This is a genomic window from Bacillota bacterium, from assembly GCA_023511455.1.
GTDB lineage: Bacteria > Armatimonadota > HRBIN16 > HRBIN16 > HRBIN16 > HRBIN16.
In genome coordinates, this window is the sequence record JAIMBJ010000018.1 from 31,333 (window position 1) to 46,971 (window position 15,639).

15 protein-coding genes are annotated in these 15,639 nt (G+C 59.6%); 10 read left to right on the plus strand and 5 right to left on the minus strand.

The window, feature by feature from the left end:
• Positions 1 to 147 precede the first annotated feature (147 nt).
• Both K6U75_10660 and K6U75_10665 read left to right on the plus strand, forming a co-directional pair.
• Positions 148 to 2,199, plus strand: coding sequence for a PDZ domain-containing protein (locus K6U75_10660; protein MCL6475497.1), 2,052 nt, complete (start codon positions 148 to 150; stop codon positions 2,197 to 2,199).
• Positions 2,200 to 2,278: 79 nt separating this feature from the next.
• A complete protein-coding gene (locus K6U75_10665; GenBank protein MCL6475498.1) occupies positions 2,279 to 3,193 on the plus strand; it encodes a serine protease in 915 nt (304 codons plus the stop codon).
• 59 nt (positions 3,194 to 3,252) lie between these two features.
• Here K6U75_10665 and K6U75_10670 read toward each other — a convergent pair whose 3' ends face one another.
• Positions 3,253 to 3,741 carry a hypothetical protein gene (locus K6U75_10670; GenBank protein ID MCL6475499.1) on the minus strand — a complete coding sequence of 163 codons (489 nt, stop codon included), beginning with the start codon at positions 3,739 to 3,741 and terminating at the stop codon, positions 3,253 to 3,255.
• A 135-nt stretch (positions 3,742 to 3,876) separates the two neighbouring features.
• Between K6U75_10670 and miaB the strand changes: the two genes are divergently transcribed.
• The 8 genes from miaB (at position 3,877) to K6U75_10710 (ending at position 11,914) form a co-directional block, all read left to right on the plus strand.
• Positions 3,877 to 5,235 carry a tRNA (N6-isopentenyl adenosine(37)-C2)-methylthiotransferase MiaB gene (gene miaB, locus K6U75_10675; protein MCL6475500.1) on the plus strand — a complete coding sequence of 453 codons (1,359 nt, stop codon included), beginning with the start codon at positions 3,877 to 3,879 and terminating at the stop codon, positions 5,233 to 5,235.
• On the plus strand, positions 5,213 to 5,485 hold the full coding sequence (locus K6U75_10680) for a hypothetical protein (protein MCL6475501.1): 273 nt from the start codon (positions 5,213 to 5,215) through the stop codon (positions 5,483 to 5,485). The genes miaB and K6U75_10680 overlap by 23 nt, the downstream gene beginning before the upstream one ends.
• A 66-nt stretch (positions 5,486 to 5,551) precedes the next feature.
• Complete coding sequence (locus tag K6U75_10685; GenBank protein MCL6475502.1) at positions 5,552 to 5,815, plus strand: hypothetical protein; 264 nt, start codon at positions 5,552 to 5,554, stop codon at positions 5,813 to 5,815.
• Complete coding sequence (locus K6U75_10690) at positions 5,808 to 6,257, plus strand: VapC toxin family PIN domain ribonuclease (protein ID MCL6475503.1); 450 nt, start codon at positions 5,808 to 5,810, stop codon at positions 6,255 to 6,257. Before K6U75_10685 ends, K6U75_10690 begins: the two co-directional genes overlap by 8 nt.
• 4 nt (positions 6,258 to 6,261) lie before the next feature.
• Positions 6,262 to 7,086 carry a rhamnulose-1-phosphate aldolase gene (gene rhaD / locus K6U75_10695; GenBank protein ID MCL6475504.1) on the plus strand — a complete coding sequence of 275 codons (825 nt, stop codon included), beginning with the start codon at positions 6,262 to 6,264 and terminating at the stop codon, positions 7,084 to 7,086.
• A gap of 100 nt (positions 7,087 to 7,186) precedes the next feature.
• Positions 7,187 to 8,554 (plus strand): hypothetical protein, encoded by a 1,368-nt coding sequence (locus K6U75_10700; GenBank protein ID MCL6475505.1) that lies wholly within the window; start codon positions 7,187 to 7,189, stop codon positions 8,552 to 8,554.
• Complete coding sequence (locus K6U75_10705; protein ID MCL6475506.1) at positions 8,541 to 10,265, plus strand: hypothetical protein; 1,725 nt, start codon at positions 8,541 to 8,543, stop codon at positions 10,263 to 10,265. The genes K6U75_10700 and K6U75_10705 overlap by 14 nt, the downstream gene beginning before the upstream one ends.
• The gene (locus tag K6U75_10710; protein MCL6475507.1) at positions 10,262 to 11,914 is read left to right on the plus strand and encodes a hypothetical protein; all 1,653 of its coding nucleotides are present in this window, start codon (positions 10,262 to 10,264) and stop codon (positions 11,912 to 11,914) included. Before K6U75_10705 ends, K6U75_10710 begins: the two co-directional genes overlap by 4 nt.
• Here the strand turns inward: K6U75_10710 and K6U75_10715 are convergent.
• Genes K6U75_10715 through leuC form a run of 4 tightly spaced genes read right to left on the minus strand, consistent with a single transcriptional unit; the run spans position 11,911 to position 15,440 of the window.
• Positions 11,911 to 12,306: a CoA-binding protein gene (locus K6U75_10715; GenBank protein MCL6475508.1), complete on the minus strand. Its 396-nt coding sequence runs from the start codon at positions 12,304 to 12,306 to the stop codon at positions 11,911 to 11,913. The two genes, K6U75_10710 and K6U75_10715, sit on opposite strands and share 4 nt — an antisense overlap.
• A 29-nt stretch (positions 12,307 to 12,335) precedes the next feature.
• Complete coding sequence (locus K6U75_10720) at positions 12,336 to 13,340, minus strand: hypothetical protein (GenBank protein ID MCL6475509.1); 1,005 nt, start codon at positions 13,338 to 13,340, stop codon at positions 12,336 to 12,338.
• A 55-nt stretch (positions 13,341 to 13,395) separates the two neighbouring features.
• Positions 13,396 to 14,013, minus strand: a complete 618-nt coding sequence (gene leuD, locus K6U75_10725) for a 3-isopropylmalate dehydratase small subunit (protein ID MCL6475510.1) — start codon at positions 14,011 to 14,013, stop codon at positions 13,396 to 13,398.
• Positions 14,010 to 15,440 carry a 3-isopropylmalate dehydratase large subunit gene (leuC, locus tag K6U75_10730; protein MCL6475511.1) on the minus strand — a complete coding sequence of 477 codons (1,431 nt, stop codon included), beginning with the start codon at positions 15,438 to 15,440 and terminating at the stop codon, positions 14,010 to 14,012. The genes leuD and leuC overlap by 4 nt, the downstream gene beginning before the upstream one ends.
• Positions 15,441 to 15,639: the final 199 nt, after the last annotated feature.

Here is a 15,639-nt window from a genome sequence, read left to right on the forward strand (position 1 = left end):
TGTCGTTTGCTCCCCTTCACGCTTAGCCCCTTGCGTGGTAGAATCCTTTGCAAGCACAGGAAACACGCGCGGGGTACTGGAAAATAATACTGGGAATACAGCTGAGGTTCAACGAGAGAACCCGGATGCTGGAGCGGGAGGGTATGAATGCCTGCAAACGTCTGTCGTGTGCCTTTAGTGTTTATACTAATCGCCTGCTTCTGTTGCCTGCAATCGGTTACCACTGCTCAGCGGGTATATCCTGATGCCCTTCGGCGCGACATCGAGCGCGCCCGGGACAGGGTGTATCCGGCGGTGGTCAACATTCTGGCGGTCACGCGCTACTTCAGCGAGGGACGGGCGCAACGTTCCCCCTCGGGCGGCAGTGGGGTCATCGTCACGCCGCAGGGACACGTGTTGACCAATTACCACGTGGCGGGCAACTCCACTCGCATTACCTGTTCCCTGACCACTGGCGAAACTCTGGAAGCCACCGTCGTCGCGCATGACCCATTGACCGACCTGAGTATCCTGAAACTGCGTGCCGACCCCAAACGCCGGTTTCCCCATGCGCCGCTGGGCAATTCGGACGCGCTGAAGGTGGGCGAATACGTGCTGGCGATGGGCAATCCGCTGATGCTTTCTTCGTCCGCGACGCTGGGCATCGTCTCTAACACGAGGCGCGTGTTCACCGACTTCACGCAGACCGAGATCGAGGAGCTGCAGCTGGATGAGGGCGAAAGCACCGGCTTACTGACGCGCTGGATCCAGCACGATGCGCTGATACTGCCCGGCAACTCGGGCGGGCCGCTGGTGAACCTCAACGGCGAGGTGGTGGGCATTAACGAGCTGGGTGGCAGCGGCATGGGCTTCGCCATCCCGTCTAACCTGGCGCGGCAGGTTCTGCAACAGGTGCTGAAGACGGGGCGCATCGAGCGTGGTTGGCTGGGTGTAACGGTGCTGCCAGTGGAAAAATTGGGTCGCAAAACCGGCGTGCTGGTCTCCTCGGTATTCCCCGACTCGCCCGCGCAGAAGGCGGGCATTCAGCCGGGCGACATCCTTCTGTCCATAGATGGAGTAGCGGTAAACGCTCGATTCTTTGAAGAGATACCCCTCTTCCATCAAAAGGTGGCTTCTCTGCCGATGGGAAAGCGGGTTACAATCCGCCTGCTGCGTGAGGGTAAGGAGCGTACTGTAACCGCTGTGACCGCGCGGTGGGAACGTGCGCGTGGGGAGGAAGAGGAGTTTCGCGAGGCGGGCATTACCGCGCAAAACATTACCCGCGCGATGATGGTGGCGCGCAAACTGGCAACGCAGCAGGGTGTACTGGTAACCGGTGTGCGCCCCGGTTACCCGTTCGACAGCGCGCGCCCGAACCTGAAGCGCAACGACATCATCACCTCGGTCAACGGTATTGCTACTCCCAACCTGACCGCCCTGCGCAAAGCGATTACAGCGGCGGTGAAAAACGGTGGAGAAGCGATAGTTCACTTCCGGCGCGGCGAGGAGCATCTGGTCACCGTAGCCCGCTTAACGACACCACCCCCGGACACCATCGGCGGCGAGCTGGCAAGACCCTGGCTGGGGGTCAAGACGCAGGTAGTGACCGCGGAGCTGGCAAAAGCGATGGGCGTGACGGAGGCTCGAGGCTTTCGCATTACCGAGGTATACCCGTGGACGGAGGCAGGGAAGGCAGGGTTGCGTGTGGGCGACATCATTCTCGCCGTGAACGACACCGACCTGGAGGCTTCGCGCCCGCAGGACGCGGACGAACTGCGCAGGGTTATCGAAGACCTGTCTGTGGGTGAACAGGTACAACTCACCATCCTGCGCGGTGAGAAGACACAAAGGGTATCGGTGACGCTGGAAGAGACACCCGCCTCTGGCGAGACCGCCCGACGGGTGCGCCAGAAGGAGTTTGAGTTTGTGGTACGCGACATCACGCCGATGGACCGCATGGAAAACCGCTGGAATCGCGACCAGAATGGTGTGCTGGTTGTCGAATGCACGATGGGTGGCTGGGCGCATCTGGCAGGGCTTCGTGCCGACGACTTGATTTTGAGCATCAACGGTGTGCCCATTGCCGACACACGCGCTTTCGAAGAGGTGATGGCGCGAGTAGTGCGGGAGCGTCCGAAGGTGACCCGCATCTTCCTGCGGCGCGATGGACGCACCCATTTCGTTTTCATCGAGCCTGACTGGGCAAAGCTGTTGCCGTAGTTCGCGGCAAGTCATTTCGACCCTGCCGAGCCGTTCGTAGGTGGGGTTTTCACGATACGATACAAAGGAGGATATTACCATGGGCAAATGGCTTTTGGCTGTGCTCCTCAGCCTGTGGATGGTCAGCACTGCCACTGCGCAAAACGAGGCGGTTAGCGTGCAGTCTGTGGTAGAGAAGGTAGCGCCTTCCATTGCCACCGTCAAGGTGGTGCTGAAGACCACCATGAGAATGGGCGGAGAGAGCATGGAGGAGGAGTCCAAAATGAGCCTGCAGGGCGTGGTCATAACGCCCGACGGGCTCATTATGGTTTCCAACTCGCCCTTCTCGCCAAAACGAATGATGGAGATGCTGGCTGGAGAGGCGATGCCTGCTGGTATGGACTACAAGATGACCCCGACCTCCATTAAAGTTATCTTCGGTAACGAGGACAGGGAGTACGACGCCTTCCTCGCAGCGACCGACGCCAAGCTGGACCTCGCTTTCATCAAGGTGGAAGGGCTGGGCGACAGGCAGTTAACTCCGGTGGACTTCGGCAGTGGGGTAGATGCCAGGCTGGGGCAGCAGGTCATCACGGTTTCGCGCCTCACCAAAGGTTACGACTACGCGCCCTACTTTGCGCTGGGACAGGTTTGTGGAGAAATCGTCAAGCCGCGCCGCGCCTGGATGTTGCTGGGTGACATCTCTCAGCTGGGCTTGCCGGTGTTCACCCTGAACGGCGAGCTGGTCGGCGTGTTAACCACCATTGCCCCTGAGGTGAAGGATGAGGGCGGCGACACGATGGGATTCACCATGGTGATGCGCCTGCTTTCGGGTGGCGGTAGCTCGGGCACGGGCGGCGTCTTTGTCATCCCCGCGCAGCAGGTGAAGCCTCTGGTAGAGCAGGCAAGCCGGCGTGCGGCGGAGCTGGCGGCAGAGCGGGCAAAGAAAAAAGAGGAAACCCCTAAACCGAACACATCCGCACAGCCTGCGAAGCCCGGAACAGGCGGAAAGTGATACGGGAGGGGTGACGTTTCCCTCCCGTATCCCAAAACGTGGATGTGTGCCGGGCAAACCTACAGGCTGTTCGCTGTCTTCTTGGTGGAGGTTGCTTTCGCCTGGGTTGCCTTTGGAGCAGGCTTTGCCTTGGCGGCAGGAGCGTTGCCGTTTGACTTCATGTAGGGGCAACCACTGCAATCTTTGCTTCCTTCCTTCGAAGCCAGGGTTGCCTTCGTCTCGGGGCAGCTGGAGCAGTCCTTCTTGCCATTGGACGCCGCTACGTTGGCCTTGTCCTTACCATTGGACGCTGCTACGCTAGCCTTGCCTGCCATGTAAGGACATGCACCCTTGCCTTCTTCCTTCGCAGCAACCGGCTTCACCTGACTCTTATCCGTCTGCGCTGCGAGGGTTGCCTTCGTGCTGTTCTCCTTCGGGCAACAGGAGCTGCCCGACTTCATCACCGCGGGCTTCACCGACGCCTTCTCCTGCGGGTTCGCGGACACCCAGAGCACGGTAGCAACTCCCAGTGCCAGTACCGCGACCATCGCCATCAAACGCTTGTGCATCATTCGCCTCCCTGTGTGGTTGTTGTGTTGTTAAAGCTGTGAGACCTTGATATTATTATACACTCTAAATATCCTTTGCGGTTCCCCTGTGCTATAATATTTTTGCCAGAGAAAGAAAAAAAGAGGTTGAAAGCGATGTCGCAGGTGCTGGAAAAGACCAGGCCGGGCTACAAGATATACACCTGGGGATGCCAGATGAACGAGGAGGACTCCGAGCAGATGGGGCTGTATCTGGAGAGGCTCGGATACCGCCCCGTGCAGGACGAAGAGGAGGCGGAGGTCATTTTGCTCAACACCTGCTCGGTGCGCCGCAAGCCGGAGGACAAAGTGTTCAGCCTGCTGGGCGAACTGCGCAAATGGAAGGAGCGTCATCCTGACGGCATCCTTGGCGTGTGCGGGTGCATGGTGCAGGTGCGCGCGGACGAGCTGAAACGCGAGGCGCCGCATGTGGACTTTATCGTCGGCACCGCGAACATCGCCAGAATCCCCGAACTGGTGCAGGAGGTACGTCGCTCCCGGAAGCTGATGACGGCGCTGGAACTGCCCCCTCGCAAAGGGGCGATTGTTACCGACATCCCGCAGCGTATCACGCAGCGCAAGCCGAAACTGCGCGCCTTTGTACCCATCATGTACGGTTGCGATAAGTTCTGTACCTTCTGCGTGGTTCCGCTCACGCGCGGGCGCGAGCGCAGCCGTCCTACCGAGGACATTCTGGCGGAAATCCGCTACCTTGCCGAACACGGTACCAAAGAGGTGACCCTGCTGGGGCAGACGGTCAACTCCTACGGCAAGAACCTGCTGGAGGGGAAGGTGCCCTTCGCGAAGTTGCTGCGCCTGATTAATGATATTCCCGGTATCGAGCGCATCCGCTTCACCTCGCCCTACCCGCGCGACTTCACTGATGAATTGATAGAGACCATGGCGGAGCTTCCCAAAGTGTGCCAGCATGTGCATCTGCCCCTGCAGGTAGCGGATAACGACCTGTTGCGCGAGATGAAGCGCGGGTACACGGTGGAACAATACGAAGCCATCGTGCACAAGCTACGCGCCGCCGTGCCCGACATCGCCATCACCACCGACCTGATGATTGGTTTCCCGGGTGAGACCGAAGAGCAGTTCCAGCACACGATCGAGTTTGTAGAGCGCATCCGTTTCGACTCCGCCTTCATGTTCGCCTATAGCCCGCGACCAGGCACCAAAGCCGCCGAGCGAGAAGACCAGATCCCCCGCGCGGTGAAGATGGAGCGCCTGCAGCGGCTGATTGAACTGCAAAACCGCATCACCTGCGAGATAAACCGCTCGCAGGAGGGCAATGTGTATGAAGTGCTGGTGGAAGGCCCCAGCCCCAAAGACCCATCGAAGCTCACCGGCTTGACCCGCCAGAACAAGACGATGAACTTCGAAGGCAATCGCGACCTCATCGGTCAAACCGTGCGCGTGCGAGCAGTGGAGGGGCACCTCTGGGGGTTCCTTGGGGAACTGGTGGAGCGATAGCCGTCCCAATGGTATAATACAACCGGGCATCATTCGGACAATCCAGAGAGACAGCACCCAATGGCAGACCAATCTTTATGACATCGACGCGCTCATTCAGGCTCTGCAAGACAACCCGGAAGCACGGCAACGCTTGCTGGCGGCAGCGGTGGAGGATAGTGCACGGGAGCTGGATGTGGCTATCGCGCTGGACGGAGGGCTAATGGGCTGGGAGGCTGCGTTCCAGAAGCGGCTGAATATGACGTCGTAAGCCGCGAGCATATCCAGCGGGACGTTATTTCACCGAAAGTGAAGGATGTTTCTGGTGGTGAGTCACATGATACAGGTCAAACAAGGTTCCGCCGCTGAGATCATCTCGTTTCTGGAAGAGCGGAAGGACCTCCACAATCAAACCCTGATACTTATCGTGCCCGAGGCAACGCAGGCAGAAAGCGCTGCTCTTGACACAGGGCAAGAGAAAGAAGTTTGCTCACTCGACCAAATCGTCTGGGACAATGGTGTGCCCACACTACCCAAGCGTGGTCTAAAAGAACCTGTCTCTCCGGACCTCATCAAAAGACTGATAGAAGAAGATGATTGATTTGCCAGATGTCAATGTGATTGTGGCTTTGCTCGACGCGGAGCATCAATTCCACCGCGAGGCAATGGCTTGGTTTCGCGAGGCAAGACAGAAAGGCTGGGCAACGTGTCCTCTTACAGAAAACGGAACCATCCGGGTGCTGTCGCGCCCCCAGTATCCTGGGCTAAGGATTAGTGTATCTCAAGCTGCAGAACTTCTCCGTGCCCCTGTCCGCTCGAGCGCAGCTTCGCACGTGTTTTGGCAGGACTCGCTGAGCATTTTGAACGAAACCGTATACGACCTGAGCCTCCTACAGGGCTATGGGCAGATTACAGACATTTATCTGCTGGGTTTATGCCAGCACAATGCCGGGAGACTGGTAACGATGGATAACGGTGTCGTGGTGCTTGCCCAGCGCGTGTATGCAGAACGACTTGACCTCGTAAAACGGATAGGAGACTGAGGCAATGCCTGTTGAACCCCCATTTCCTACCCTCACCGAGCTGATGGGCTTAATCGGCGAGGCGGGACACCGTCTCGCGGAGATCGAAGCCAGCGAAGGCGCGGCAGGAAACATCTCGGTATACATCGGCTGGAGCATCGACCCACGCCGCCAGTTCCCGCTACAGGAAACCATCTCGATACCCACCCCCGTGCCCGAGCTGGCGGATGGACTGTTTCTGGTGACCGGCTCTGGCAGGCGGCTGCGCGAAATCGGCTCCGACCCCGAGGCGAACCTGGGTGCGGTGCAGGTCAACCCCGACGGACATACCGCGACCCTCTACACCTCCCCGAAACGCCTGTTCGAACGGCTCACCAGCGAGTTCAACTCCCATCTGGCGGTGCATCGCGATCAGGTAGTGCGCACCGGCACGAACTTCCATGCACTCATTCACGCGCAACCCCTGCACCTCACCTACCTGAGCCATATCCCGCGCTATCAGGACGAGCGCTACCTGAACCAGCATATCCTGCGCTGGCAGCCAGAGAGCATTGTGCAGCTGCCGGAGGGTGTAGGTCTGGTGCCGTTCCTGTTGCCCGGCTCCGACGAGCTGATGCAGGCGACGATGGAAAAGCTGCGCACCCATCGCGTGGTGGTGTGGGCTAAGCACGGGGTGATGGCACGTTCGGACGCCTCCGTCAAACGCGCCCTGGACCGCATCGAGTACGCCGAAACGGGCGCACGCTACGAGTATCTCAACCTGCTCTGCGGCGAACAGGGCGAGGGCTTAACTACGGAGGAGATTCTTCGCCTCTGCGAGCGACTGGGCATCGAGCAGAAGGTTTTCTGAGCGAAACCACTCTCTCCCGCTGACGTCATTAAATACAGCAGGCTTTCCGCAGCATCGTGCCTAAATAAACCTGCAGTTTGCAGAAGGAGTACAGCAGGATATGTGGACTCGGCTTTGCAGCTTCGCCGTCAATCTGCTATTGCTGGTCGGGCTGTTGACAACACTGTCTGCACAAGAGGTGGCGCAACGTCGGGGCACTTCCCCCGCTCCTGCTCCGCCATCTTCCCCACCTGTGGAGAACAACGCCGCGCAGCCCTCGCTCGAAGTGGCTGCTGGACCGGAAGGGGTATCGGTGTTCGCGGTTGGGGTAGACGCACAGGAGTTGCTCACCCGCCTTGCCAAAGAGACGGGCATCCGCCTCATCGTGGACGATACGGTGCGGCGTACCGTTACCATCAATCTGGTCAACATGCCGGTAACGCGCATTCTGGAGATTATCGCGGCAGCGTATGGGCTTTCCTATCGCGAAGTCAACGGTATCTTCATGCTCAGCGAAGGCATTCCCAGAAGTCCTTCCTCCTACCTGCTCAGCGATATCGACACCATCACCACGCAGTATGTGCTGGCGCCTAACGCCAAGTCGCTGCTGCCCGTGTTCTTGCAGGACCATGTGAAGACCAATGCGGAGCAGAACGCGGTCATCCTGTCTGCCCCGCCGGAGGTGCTGAAGAAGTTCCGCGAGGACATCAAGCAGTTCGACATCCCCGCAGCGCAGATTATGATCGACGTGCTGATGGTGGAGTTTACCGACTCCGCCGCGCGAGAGTTTCGGGCGCAGTGGGGCTGGAGCAACGACGAGCGCAGTGTCACCGTGGATTCGCCGCTGGGGCAGGTTGTCTTCCGCTCGGTAGCCACCCTGCGCACCGAGTTTTTCACCAGCCTGCGCGCGCTGGTCACGCAGGGCAAAGCCCGCGTACACGCCAACCCGCGCATCGCCACCGTCAGCGGACAGCGAGCGAGCATCTTCATCGGCAAACAGAGGTATCTCAGCACACCGGTCAGCATCGGCGGGGGCAGGGGAGAAGGCGACTACTTCTTCCGCCAGACCAACTTCATCGACGCGGGCGTACGGTTGAACATCACGCCGTGGACGGGTGGCGAGGGCGAGATTATTGTGGACGTACAGCCTGAGATCAGTGTGTTAAGCGCGCCTGACCCCAAAACCGGCTTGCCCGACAAAAGCACTCGCCGCGCCAACACCACCGTGCGCGTGCGTGACGGCGAGACCATCATCATCGGCGGGTTGGTTCAGCGTGAGCTGATGTCCACCAAAACCAAAGTTCCCATTCTCGGCGACATTCCCCTGATTGGACAGTTCTTCCGCTCCGAGGATACCAAGGAGTCGGTGACCGAGATGGCTATCTTCATCACTCCACGCATCCTGTCGCAGACCGGACACTTGCCCACCGAGCAGGAAGAAGCGCTGAAGAAACGCTTCCTGCAAGAGGAGAAGAATGCACCGCGGTAGGCTGCTGTGTCTCGCCTTGTTATTCGCGCTGATGGTCGCTGCGCAAGCCCAGCAGCGACGGATGCCTTACTGCAACATCGTGGCGGTGGAGAGCCGGCGCATCGGCAACGCGGTGCAGGTCACCATCCGCGCCGACGGATTGATGCGCTTGCAGTTCGATCCCTCGCGCTACGTGGCTGAAACCCGGGCGCAACGGGGTGCTGGCGACCCACGCAAGCCGGTGCTGGAAATCCCCTTCCGCGTGACCAATGCGCGCTCGCAGGTTAGCAGCTTCATCGACGTCGGCATCTATCCCGTCAGTCATGTAGAAGTATCCCTTCCCCCGGACACGCCGGACGGACTGGGGGTGGACATCAAAGTGGTGCTGTTTAACGCCGCGGTTGTGCGATCGGGGCGGATTGGAGACAGCGAGTGGGACTTCAGCGGACTGCCTTACGCCGGTCCTACCTTTAGCGTGCAGCAAACACCGGACCAGCGCTCGCTCATCATCCTGGTGACCAGCGACAGACGCACCCTGCCCCCTGTCCAGAGACGCAAGCCCGGCGAGGCAACTCCGTCCGAACTGTTGGTAGAGGCTGACGGCGACACCGTGAGCATCTTCGCACTCAACGCCGACCTGCGCGATCTGATGCGCGAGTTCACCCGCCAAACGGGCATCGTGGTGCTTGTAGACCCCGATCTGGAGCGGGCGGTCAGCCTGTGCTTGCAGGAGGTCACTTCGGAGGAAGCGTTGCAGGCTATCGCGACCGGATATGGGCTGGAGCTGGGGCGTGTTAACGGGGCGTGGTTTATGGGAGAAGGAGCCGTTGGCAGCTTGAATACCTATCTGGAGATCTCGCTGGAGAAAATCCCTCTCAACTATATCAGCGCCGCGTCCGCCCGAAACAGCCTGCCGGAGTTCCTGCTCAAGTATCTGCGCGTCAACGCCGGTGAGAACTCGCTGACGGTGGTTGGTCCCCCGCCCCTCGTGCAGAAGGTGCGTGAGGACATCCGCAAGATAGACCAGCCCGTGCCACATGTGCAGATAGACGCCCTCATCGTCGAGATGACCGATATGGACGACAGCGAAACCGTGCTGCGCCTCGTAGCAGCGGATGTGCATAACACGGTGAGGGTGAGCACGGGCACAGGCGATATCACTTATCAGATATTTGGCGTACCTCGAACAGATATCGAAGCCAGACTGCGTGCGCTGGCAGCGGAAGGCAGAGTACGTATCCGCGCCACCCCTACCGCCGTCGCACTCAACGGGCAAAGCGCACGCATCTTCAGCGGACAACAGCGCTACATCAAGGCGGACTACTTCGAGGAATGGTCCCAGGCGTTCATCACGCGTGTGTTTCCAGTGGACGTGGGCGTCAGTCTGGAAATGAACTGCTGGGTGGGTGCAGAGGGCGTCATTCTGGCGACTGTCATTCCGCAGGTGACCGCTGTGGCGGAACTGGATGTGGTCACCGGCTTGCCCACCGTCTCCACACGTCGGGCAGAGACCACCGTGCTGCTGCACGACGGCGAAACGCTGTTCATCGGCGGACTGAAGCTGCAGCAGCACGATGCCATCACGCGCAAGGTGCCTTTGCTGGGCGATTTGCCGCTGATTGGTGGGCTTTTCCGTGCCAAAACCCAGCGACGCACCACAACCGAGTTAGCTATCTTGGTCACTCCGCGCATCATCACATCGTCACACAGGGAGGTTAGCAGCATCCGATGAGAAGAACCTTACTCCTTACCCTGCTGAGTGTGGCTCTGGCTGTTCCATCGCTGGCGCAAACCACTGCCTATTGCAATATCACGGAGATACGTGCCGACCAGCTGAGCAACGGGGTGCAGATTACCGTGCGCGCCGACGGCGTGCTGGAATGGCAGGCGGAAGGCGGACTTTGGGGGCGGCGCAACCGCATCGCCCTGCGCTTTACCAACGCCAAGTCGCAAATCGGTAAGAACTTCATCGACGTCAGCAAGTTCCCCGTGAGCTATATCCAGCTTTCGGTGCCGCAGAACGCGGTGGAGGGAATCGGCGTGTCGATGGTGGTTGCGCTGTTCGAGCCGTCGCGTGTGAATGTCGAGCGCAGCAACGACCAGCAGAGTGTCATCATCACCGTCAGCAGCGAGCGCACGCTGGTGGGGAGGCAGACGACCAATAACGACACCGCGCGCACAGAAGCAGCCGCTCAGCTGCAGGTGGAGTACGAGAACGGTCTGCTATCGATACACAGCGTCAAAACGCGACTGTATCTGCTTCTCGCGGAGATCGCCCGCAAGACGGGGGTCAACATCGCCGTGGACGACTCGGTGCGCAACCGCGAGGTGTCGATGTCGGTGGAGAACCTGCCTGTGGACGAGATGATACGCGGTATCGCCAGCGCATACGGGCTGGCTCTTTCGGAAGTGAACGGGGTGTACATGGTGAGTGACGGCGTCCCCACCGACCTTGCGCCTTACCGGTTGTCCGGCACGGAGTCTTTCCGGATGAAATACATCAAGGCGCAGTTGGCGTCGGGGCTGCTGCCCACCTTCCTTTACAGTTACCTGCACGTGAACGAGGCGCAAAACGCGGTGGTGGTGACCGCTCCCACGCAGATGCTGGACAAAATCCGCTCGGACTTCCAGAAGATAGACCTGCCGCCGCCGCAGATTATGATCGAAGCGCTGGCGGTAGAGATTGCCTCCACCGAAGACCTCGACGCCTCGCTGGGGCTGTCGTTCACCGATAGCTGGATTACCGCCTCCTCGGATTCGGGCACCGGCGATTTCCTCTATCGCACCATCGGCACCCTGCCGGAAGATTTCAGGGTGAAGCTGAACGCTCTGGAGGCACAGGGTAAAGCGCGCGTACGCGCCAACCCGCGCATGGCGGCAGTGAACGGACAGGATGCCGACATCTTCATTGGGCAGACGAAGTTTATCAAGGTGGAAGTGACCTCGTATGGAGGCAAGCAAGAGCGCATTCAGGGCGTGGATGTGGGCGTGAAGCTCTCGGTGCGTCCCTGGACTGGCGGCAACGGGGAAATCACCCTCACCATCGAGCCGGAGGTGAGCAATATCAGTGAGCTGGACCGCGAGACGGGGATGCCCGTGCTTTCTACTCGGCGGGCGCAAACCACTGTGCGCGTGAAAGATGGAGAGACCATTATCATTGGTGGACTGACACAGCAGCAGGAATATAAAACGCGTACCAAAATCCCCGTTCTGGGCGACATTCCGATACTCGGCACGCTGTTCCAGGGCACGAAGACCAGCCGAATCAACTCCGAGCTGCTCATCTTCGTGACCCCGCACATTTTAACCGACAGCGGTCGTTTGAAGGATGAGGCGGCGGAACAACGCATTCGCGAGCGGATGCTTCCCAAAACACCTTAGCGCAGGTGTGTCTTCGCAACGACCATGAGGCACGGTCCACCGTACACGACGGTTGCGCCTTGCATCTCTGCCTGCCGGATGGCTTCCTCGTGTTCGGAGCCGGGTTGCATCCAGATTCTGCGGATGCCTGCCTGCAACGCCTGTTCGACCACTGCCTTCGTCACTTCGGGCGGCACGACGGTGACTATCGCCTCTGGAAGCTCGGGCAGCGCGTGCAGGCTAGGGTAAACAGGGTCGCCGTCCACCTCCGTCGCACGCGGGTTGATGGCAAACACCCGCAGCCCTTTCTCCTTGAGGGTCTTATACACCTTGTATCCGTACTTTTCGGGGTCACGCGACACCCCAATCACCGCCAGCGAACGGGCTTTTAGAAAAGCGTCTTCAGAGAGCATGGCTCTATCTCCTGCAGGTCTGAGGGCGTTTACGGCTGGGGAGACGCTAAGGTAGCTTGCGCGTCGTCCCAACCCTGGACGTTCCCGTCCAGCACACAGAGGACGCGCGAATGTTGCGCTTCCAGACGGGCTTCTTCGGTGAGTTCCTGTCCTGCGACAGCCGCCAGACACTCCAGTCCCGCTCGGCTCATCAGGTCGGCGCGCCGGCGTGCGCGGGCAACGTCTGTGGTGTCCACCACCGCAGAGACCTCCATGACCAAATACACCTCTTTGTCAGGCGCGCTCGCCAGTCGCCCGCGGGCTAAGACATCCGCCCGGAAAACGTCCACGACCTCTTCGTTGGAGAGAGCCTGACGCAACGGTTCCTCCACGTCGGGAGGATCGACGACACGGATGCGACGCAATACCGTGCCCATGTAGGCATGGATGTGTTTCTGGTAATGGTACTCTAGATACCATCCTTTCAACTGCGATACGTCTTGGTCGAGACGCCGAAGCCATTCACTGTGTTCCGTTACCACGCGGATCAATTCATTCAATGCGGCGGATATATCCGCAAACCGCTCCTCCGACGCCTGCCGATAGGCGGCTAGTTCCTCTGCCTGGCGTTCTAAAGCTGCCTCAATGCGTGCAAACCGCTCCTCCGACGCCTGCCGATAGGCGGCTAGTTCCTCTGCCTGGCGTTCTAAAGCCGCCTCAATGCGCGCAAACCGCTCCTCCGACGCCTGCCGATAGGCGGCTAACTCCTCCGTCTGGCGTTCTAAAGCCGCCTCAATGCGTGCAAACCGCTCCTCCGACGCCTGCCGATAGGCGGCTAACTCCTCCGTCTGGCGTTCTAAAGCCGCCTCAATGCGCGCAAACCGCTCCTCCGACGCCTGCCGATAGGCAATAATTTCATCTGTTAGCCGGTCGACCTTAGCAGGCAGGGCGAGGAACTCATCTGTTGCAAGCGCGACAAACACCCTTCGCCGCAGGTCGGGGTCGCTGCGCAAAATCTCAATCAGTTGCTCAATGTCGCTGATGTTCAATGCCATTCTCTCACTCCGCGCCGTTGCTACGCTAAATTGTACCACAGCGGCAATGGCGCATTCACCGTCCAGCGACCGCCGCCTGCCAGGGCTCGCGGTGGGTTGCCTCATACGCGGCGATTTTGTCTTCGTGCTGCAGCGTCAAGCCAATGTCATCCAGCCCTTCCAGCAGACACCTCTTGCGGAACGGGTCTATCTCGAAACGGCACGTAAAACCGTCGCTCCCCGTGATGGTCTGCGCTTCCAGGTCTACCGTAATCTGATATCCCTCCTGATTCTGCACGCGATAGAACAGGTCGTCGACCACCTCTGCCGATAGCTCGATGGGCAAAATCCCGTTCTTGAAGCAGTTCGTCCTGAAGATGTCGGCGAAGGAGGGGGCGATAATCACCCGAAAGCCATAGTCCAGCAACGCCCAGGGTGCATGTTCCCGGCTGGAACCACAGCCGAAGTTCTCGCGGGTGAGCAGGATTTGCGCTCCCCGATAACGAGGCTGGTTCAACACGAAGTCTGGGTTCGGTGTCCCGTCCGGCAGGAAACGCCAATCGAAAAACAGAAACTGCCCGAAGCCCGTGCGCTCCACACGTTTCAGGAACTGCTTGGGCACAATCTGGTCGGTGTCCACGTTGGGCTGGTCCAGCGGTGCTACCAGCGCGGTCATCTTTTCGAACGGTTTCATTGGCGCAGGACCTCCTCAGCGATTTTGCCTTGCCGGTACCACTCGCGAATGTCCACGAAGTGTCCGGCAATCGCGGCGGCAGCTGCCATCTGCGGGCTGACGAGGTGCGTGCGTCCACCGCGTCCCTGCCTGCCTTCGAAGTTGCGGTTGCTCGTGGAGGCGGATCGCTCACCCGGCTGCAGGATGTCGGGGTTCATGCCCAGACACATGCTGCACCCCGAATCGCGCCACTCGAAGCCCGCCTCGATGAAAATCTCGTGCAGTCCTTCCTCCTCCGCCATCTTTTTCACGCGCTGCGAGCCGGGCACCACCATCGCCCGCACGTGCGGCGCCACCTTTTTGCCCTTCACCACTGCCGCCGCTGCACGCAGGTCGCTCAGGCGTCCGTTCGTGCACGAGCCGATGAACACGCGGTCTATCTTTATCTCCTGAATGGACGTGCCCGGCTTCAGCCCCATGTATTGCAGGGCGCGTTCCGCCGCCTTTGCCTTCGTTTCGTCGGTGAAGGAAGCAGGGTCGGGGACGCATCCGGTTACGGCGACCACCTGCTCGGGGCTGGTGCCCCAGGTGACCTGCGGTTCGAGGGTGGAAACATCGAACTGCACCTCGCGGTCAAACCGTGCGTCGGGGTCAGAGGGCAGCGTTTGCCAGTAGGCGACGGCGCGTTCGAACTGCTTGCCCTGCGGGGCGAAGCGCCTGCCTTCCAGATAGGCGAAGGTGGTTTCGTCCGGGGCGATCATGCCCGCACGTGCGCCTGCCTCGATAGACATGTTGCATATCGTCAACCGCTCCTCCATACTCAGCGCGCGGATGGCTTCACCCATATACTCAATGACGCAGCCAGTGCCTCCGCCCGTGCCGATGCGTCCGATGATACTCAGGATAATATCTTTCGCAGTAACGCCCACAGAAAGTTTGCCGTCGAGACGAACCGCCATTGTGCGTGGCTTCATCTGCGGCAGCGTCTGTGTGGCCAGCACGTGTTCCACCTCCGACGTGCCAATGCCGAACGCCAGCGCGCCAAACGCGCCGTGCGTGGAGGTGTGGCTGTCACCGCATACAATGGTCAGCCCGGGTAAGGTAATGCCCAGCTCGGGTCCAATGACGTGAACGATGCCGTTATCCTCGCTGGTGAGGTCGAAAAGCGTAATGCCAAACTCCTCAGCATTGCGCCGCAGGGTTTCAATCTGCTTGCGCGAGATGGGGTCTTCGATGACCAGCCGGTTGTCGGTCGGCACGTTGTGGTCCATGGTGGCAAAGGTCAAATCGGGACGGCGCACCCGACGTCCCGCCTCGCGCAAGCCATCAAAAGCCTGTGGCGAGGTGACTTCATGCACCAGGTGACGGTCTATGTATAACAAAGCAGGACGTCCGGGCTCTTCGTGGACGACGTGCGCGTTCCAGATTTTCTCGAACAGCGTGGGCATCGTGCAACAACCTCCTTTGGGTTTTTATTATACCACGCCCAACGCATTATGCAGTATTTGTACCTGTTTGCCGCACTACGGCGCGCTTTTTTAGAAAAATCTTACTGAGAATACCCTTCACCCTATTGACTCTTTTGGAAACCTTATGTATACTAAAAGCACAATACTTAATCGTTTCATAACAGCCGTGTTCGCGCTC

Bases quoted from the DNA above. Each gene is read 5' to 3' on its own strand.
- K6U75_10660 (MCL6475497.1), top strand. From the start codon at position 148: ATGCCTGCAAACGTCTGTCGTGTGCCTTTAGTGTTTATACTAATCGCC.
- K6U75_10665 (MCL6475498.1), top strand. From the start codon at position 2,279: ATGGGCAAATGGCTTTTGGCTGTGCTCCTCAGCCTGTGGATGGTCAGC.
- K6U75_10670 (MCL6475499.1), bottom strand. From the start codon at position 3,741: ATGCACAAGCGTTTGATGGCGATGGTCGCGGTACTGGCACTGGGAGTT.
- miaB (MCL6475500.1), top strand. From the start codon at position 3,877: ATGTCGCAGGTGCTGGAAAAGACCAGGCCGGGCTACAAGATATACACC.
- K6U75_10685 (MCL6475502.1), top strand. From the start codon at position 5,552: ATGATACAGGTCAAACAAGGTTCCGCCGCTGAGATCATCTCGTTTCTG.
- K6U75_10690 (MCL6475503.1), top strand. From the start codon at position 5,808: ATGATTGATTTGCCAGATGTCAATGTGATTGTGGCTTTGCTCGACGCG.
- rhaD (MCL6475504.1), top strand. From the start codon at position 6,262: ATGCCTGTTGAACCCCCATTTCCTACCCTCACCGAGCTGATGGGCTTA.
- K6U75_10700 (MCL6475505.1), top strand. From the start codon at position 7,187: ATGTGGACTCGGCTTTGCAGCTTCGCCGTCAATCTGCTATTGCTGGTC.
- K6U75_10705 (MCL6475506.1), top strand. From the start codon at position 8,541: ATGCACCGCGGTAGGCTGCTGTGTCTCGCCTTGTTATTCGCGCTGATG.
- K6U75_10710 (MCL6475507.1), top strand. From the start codon at position 10,262: ATGAGAAGAACCTTACTCCTTACCCTGCTGAGTGTGGCTCTGGCTGTT.
- K6U75_10715 (MCL6475508.1), bottom strand. From the start codon at position 12,306: ATGCTCTCTGAAGACGCTTTTCTAAAAGCCCGTTCGCTGGCGGTGATT.
- K6U75_10720 (MCL6475509.1), bottom strand. From the start codon at position 13,340: ATGGCATTGAACATCAGCGACATTGAGCAACTGATTGAGATTTTGCGC.
- leuD (MCL6475510.1), bottom strand. From the start codon at position 14,013: ATGAAACCGTTCGAAAAGATGACCGCGCTGGTAGCACCGCTGGACCAG.
- leuC (MCL6475511.1), bottom strand. From the start codon at position 15,440: ATGCCCACGCTGTTCGAGAAAATCTGGAACGCGCACGTCGTCCACGAA.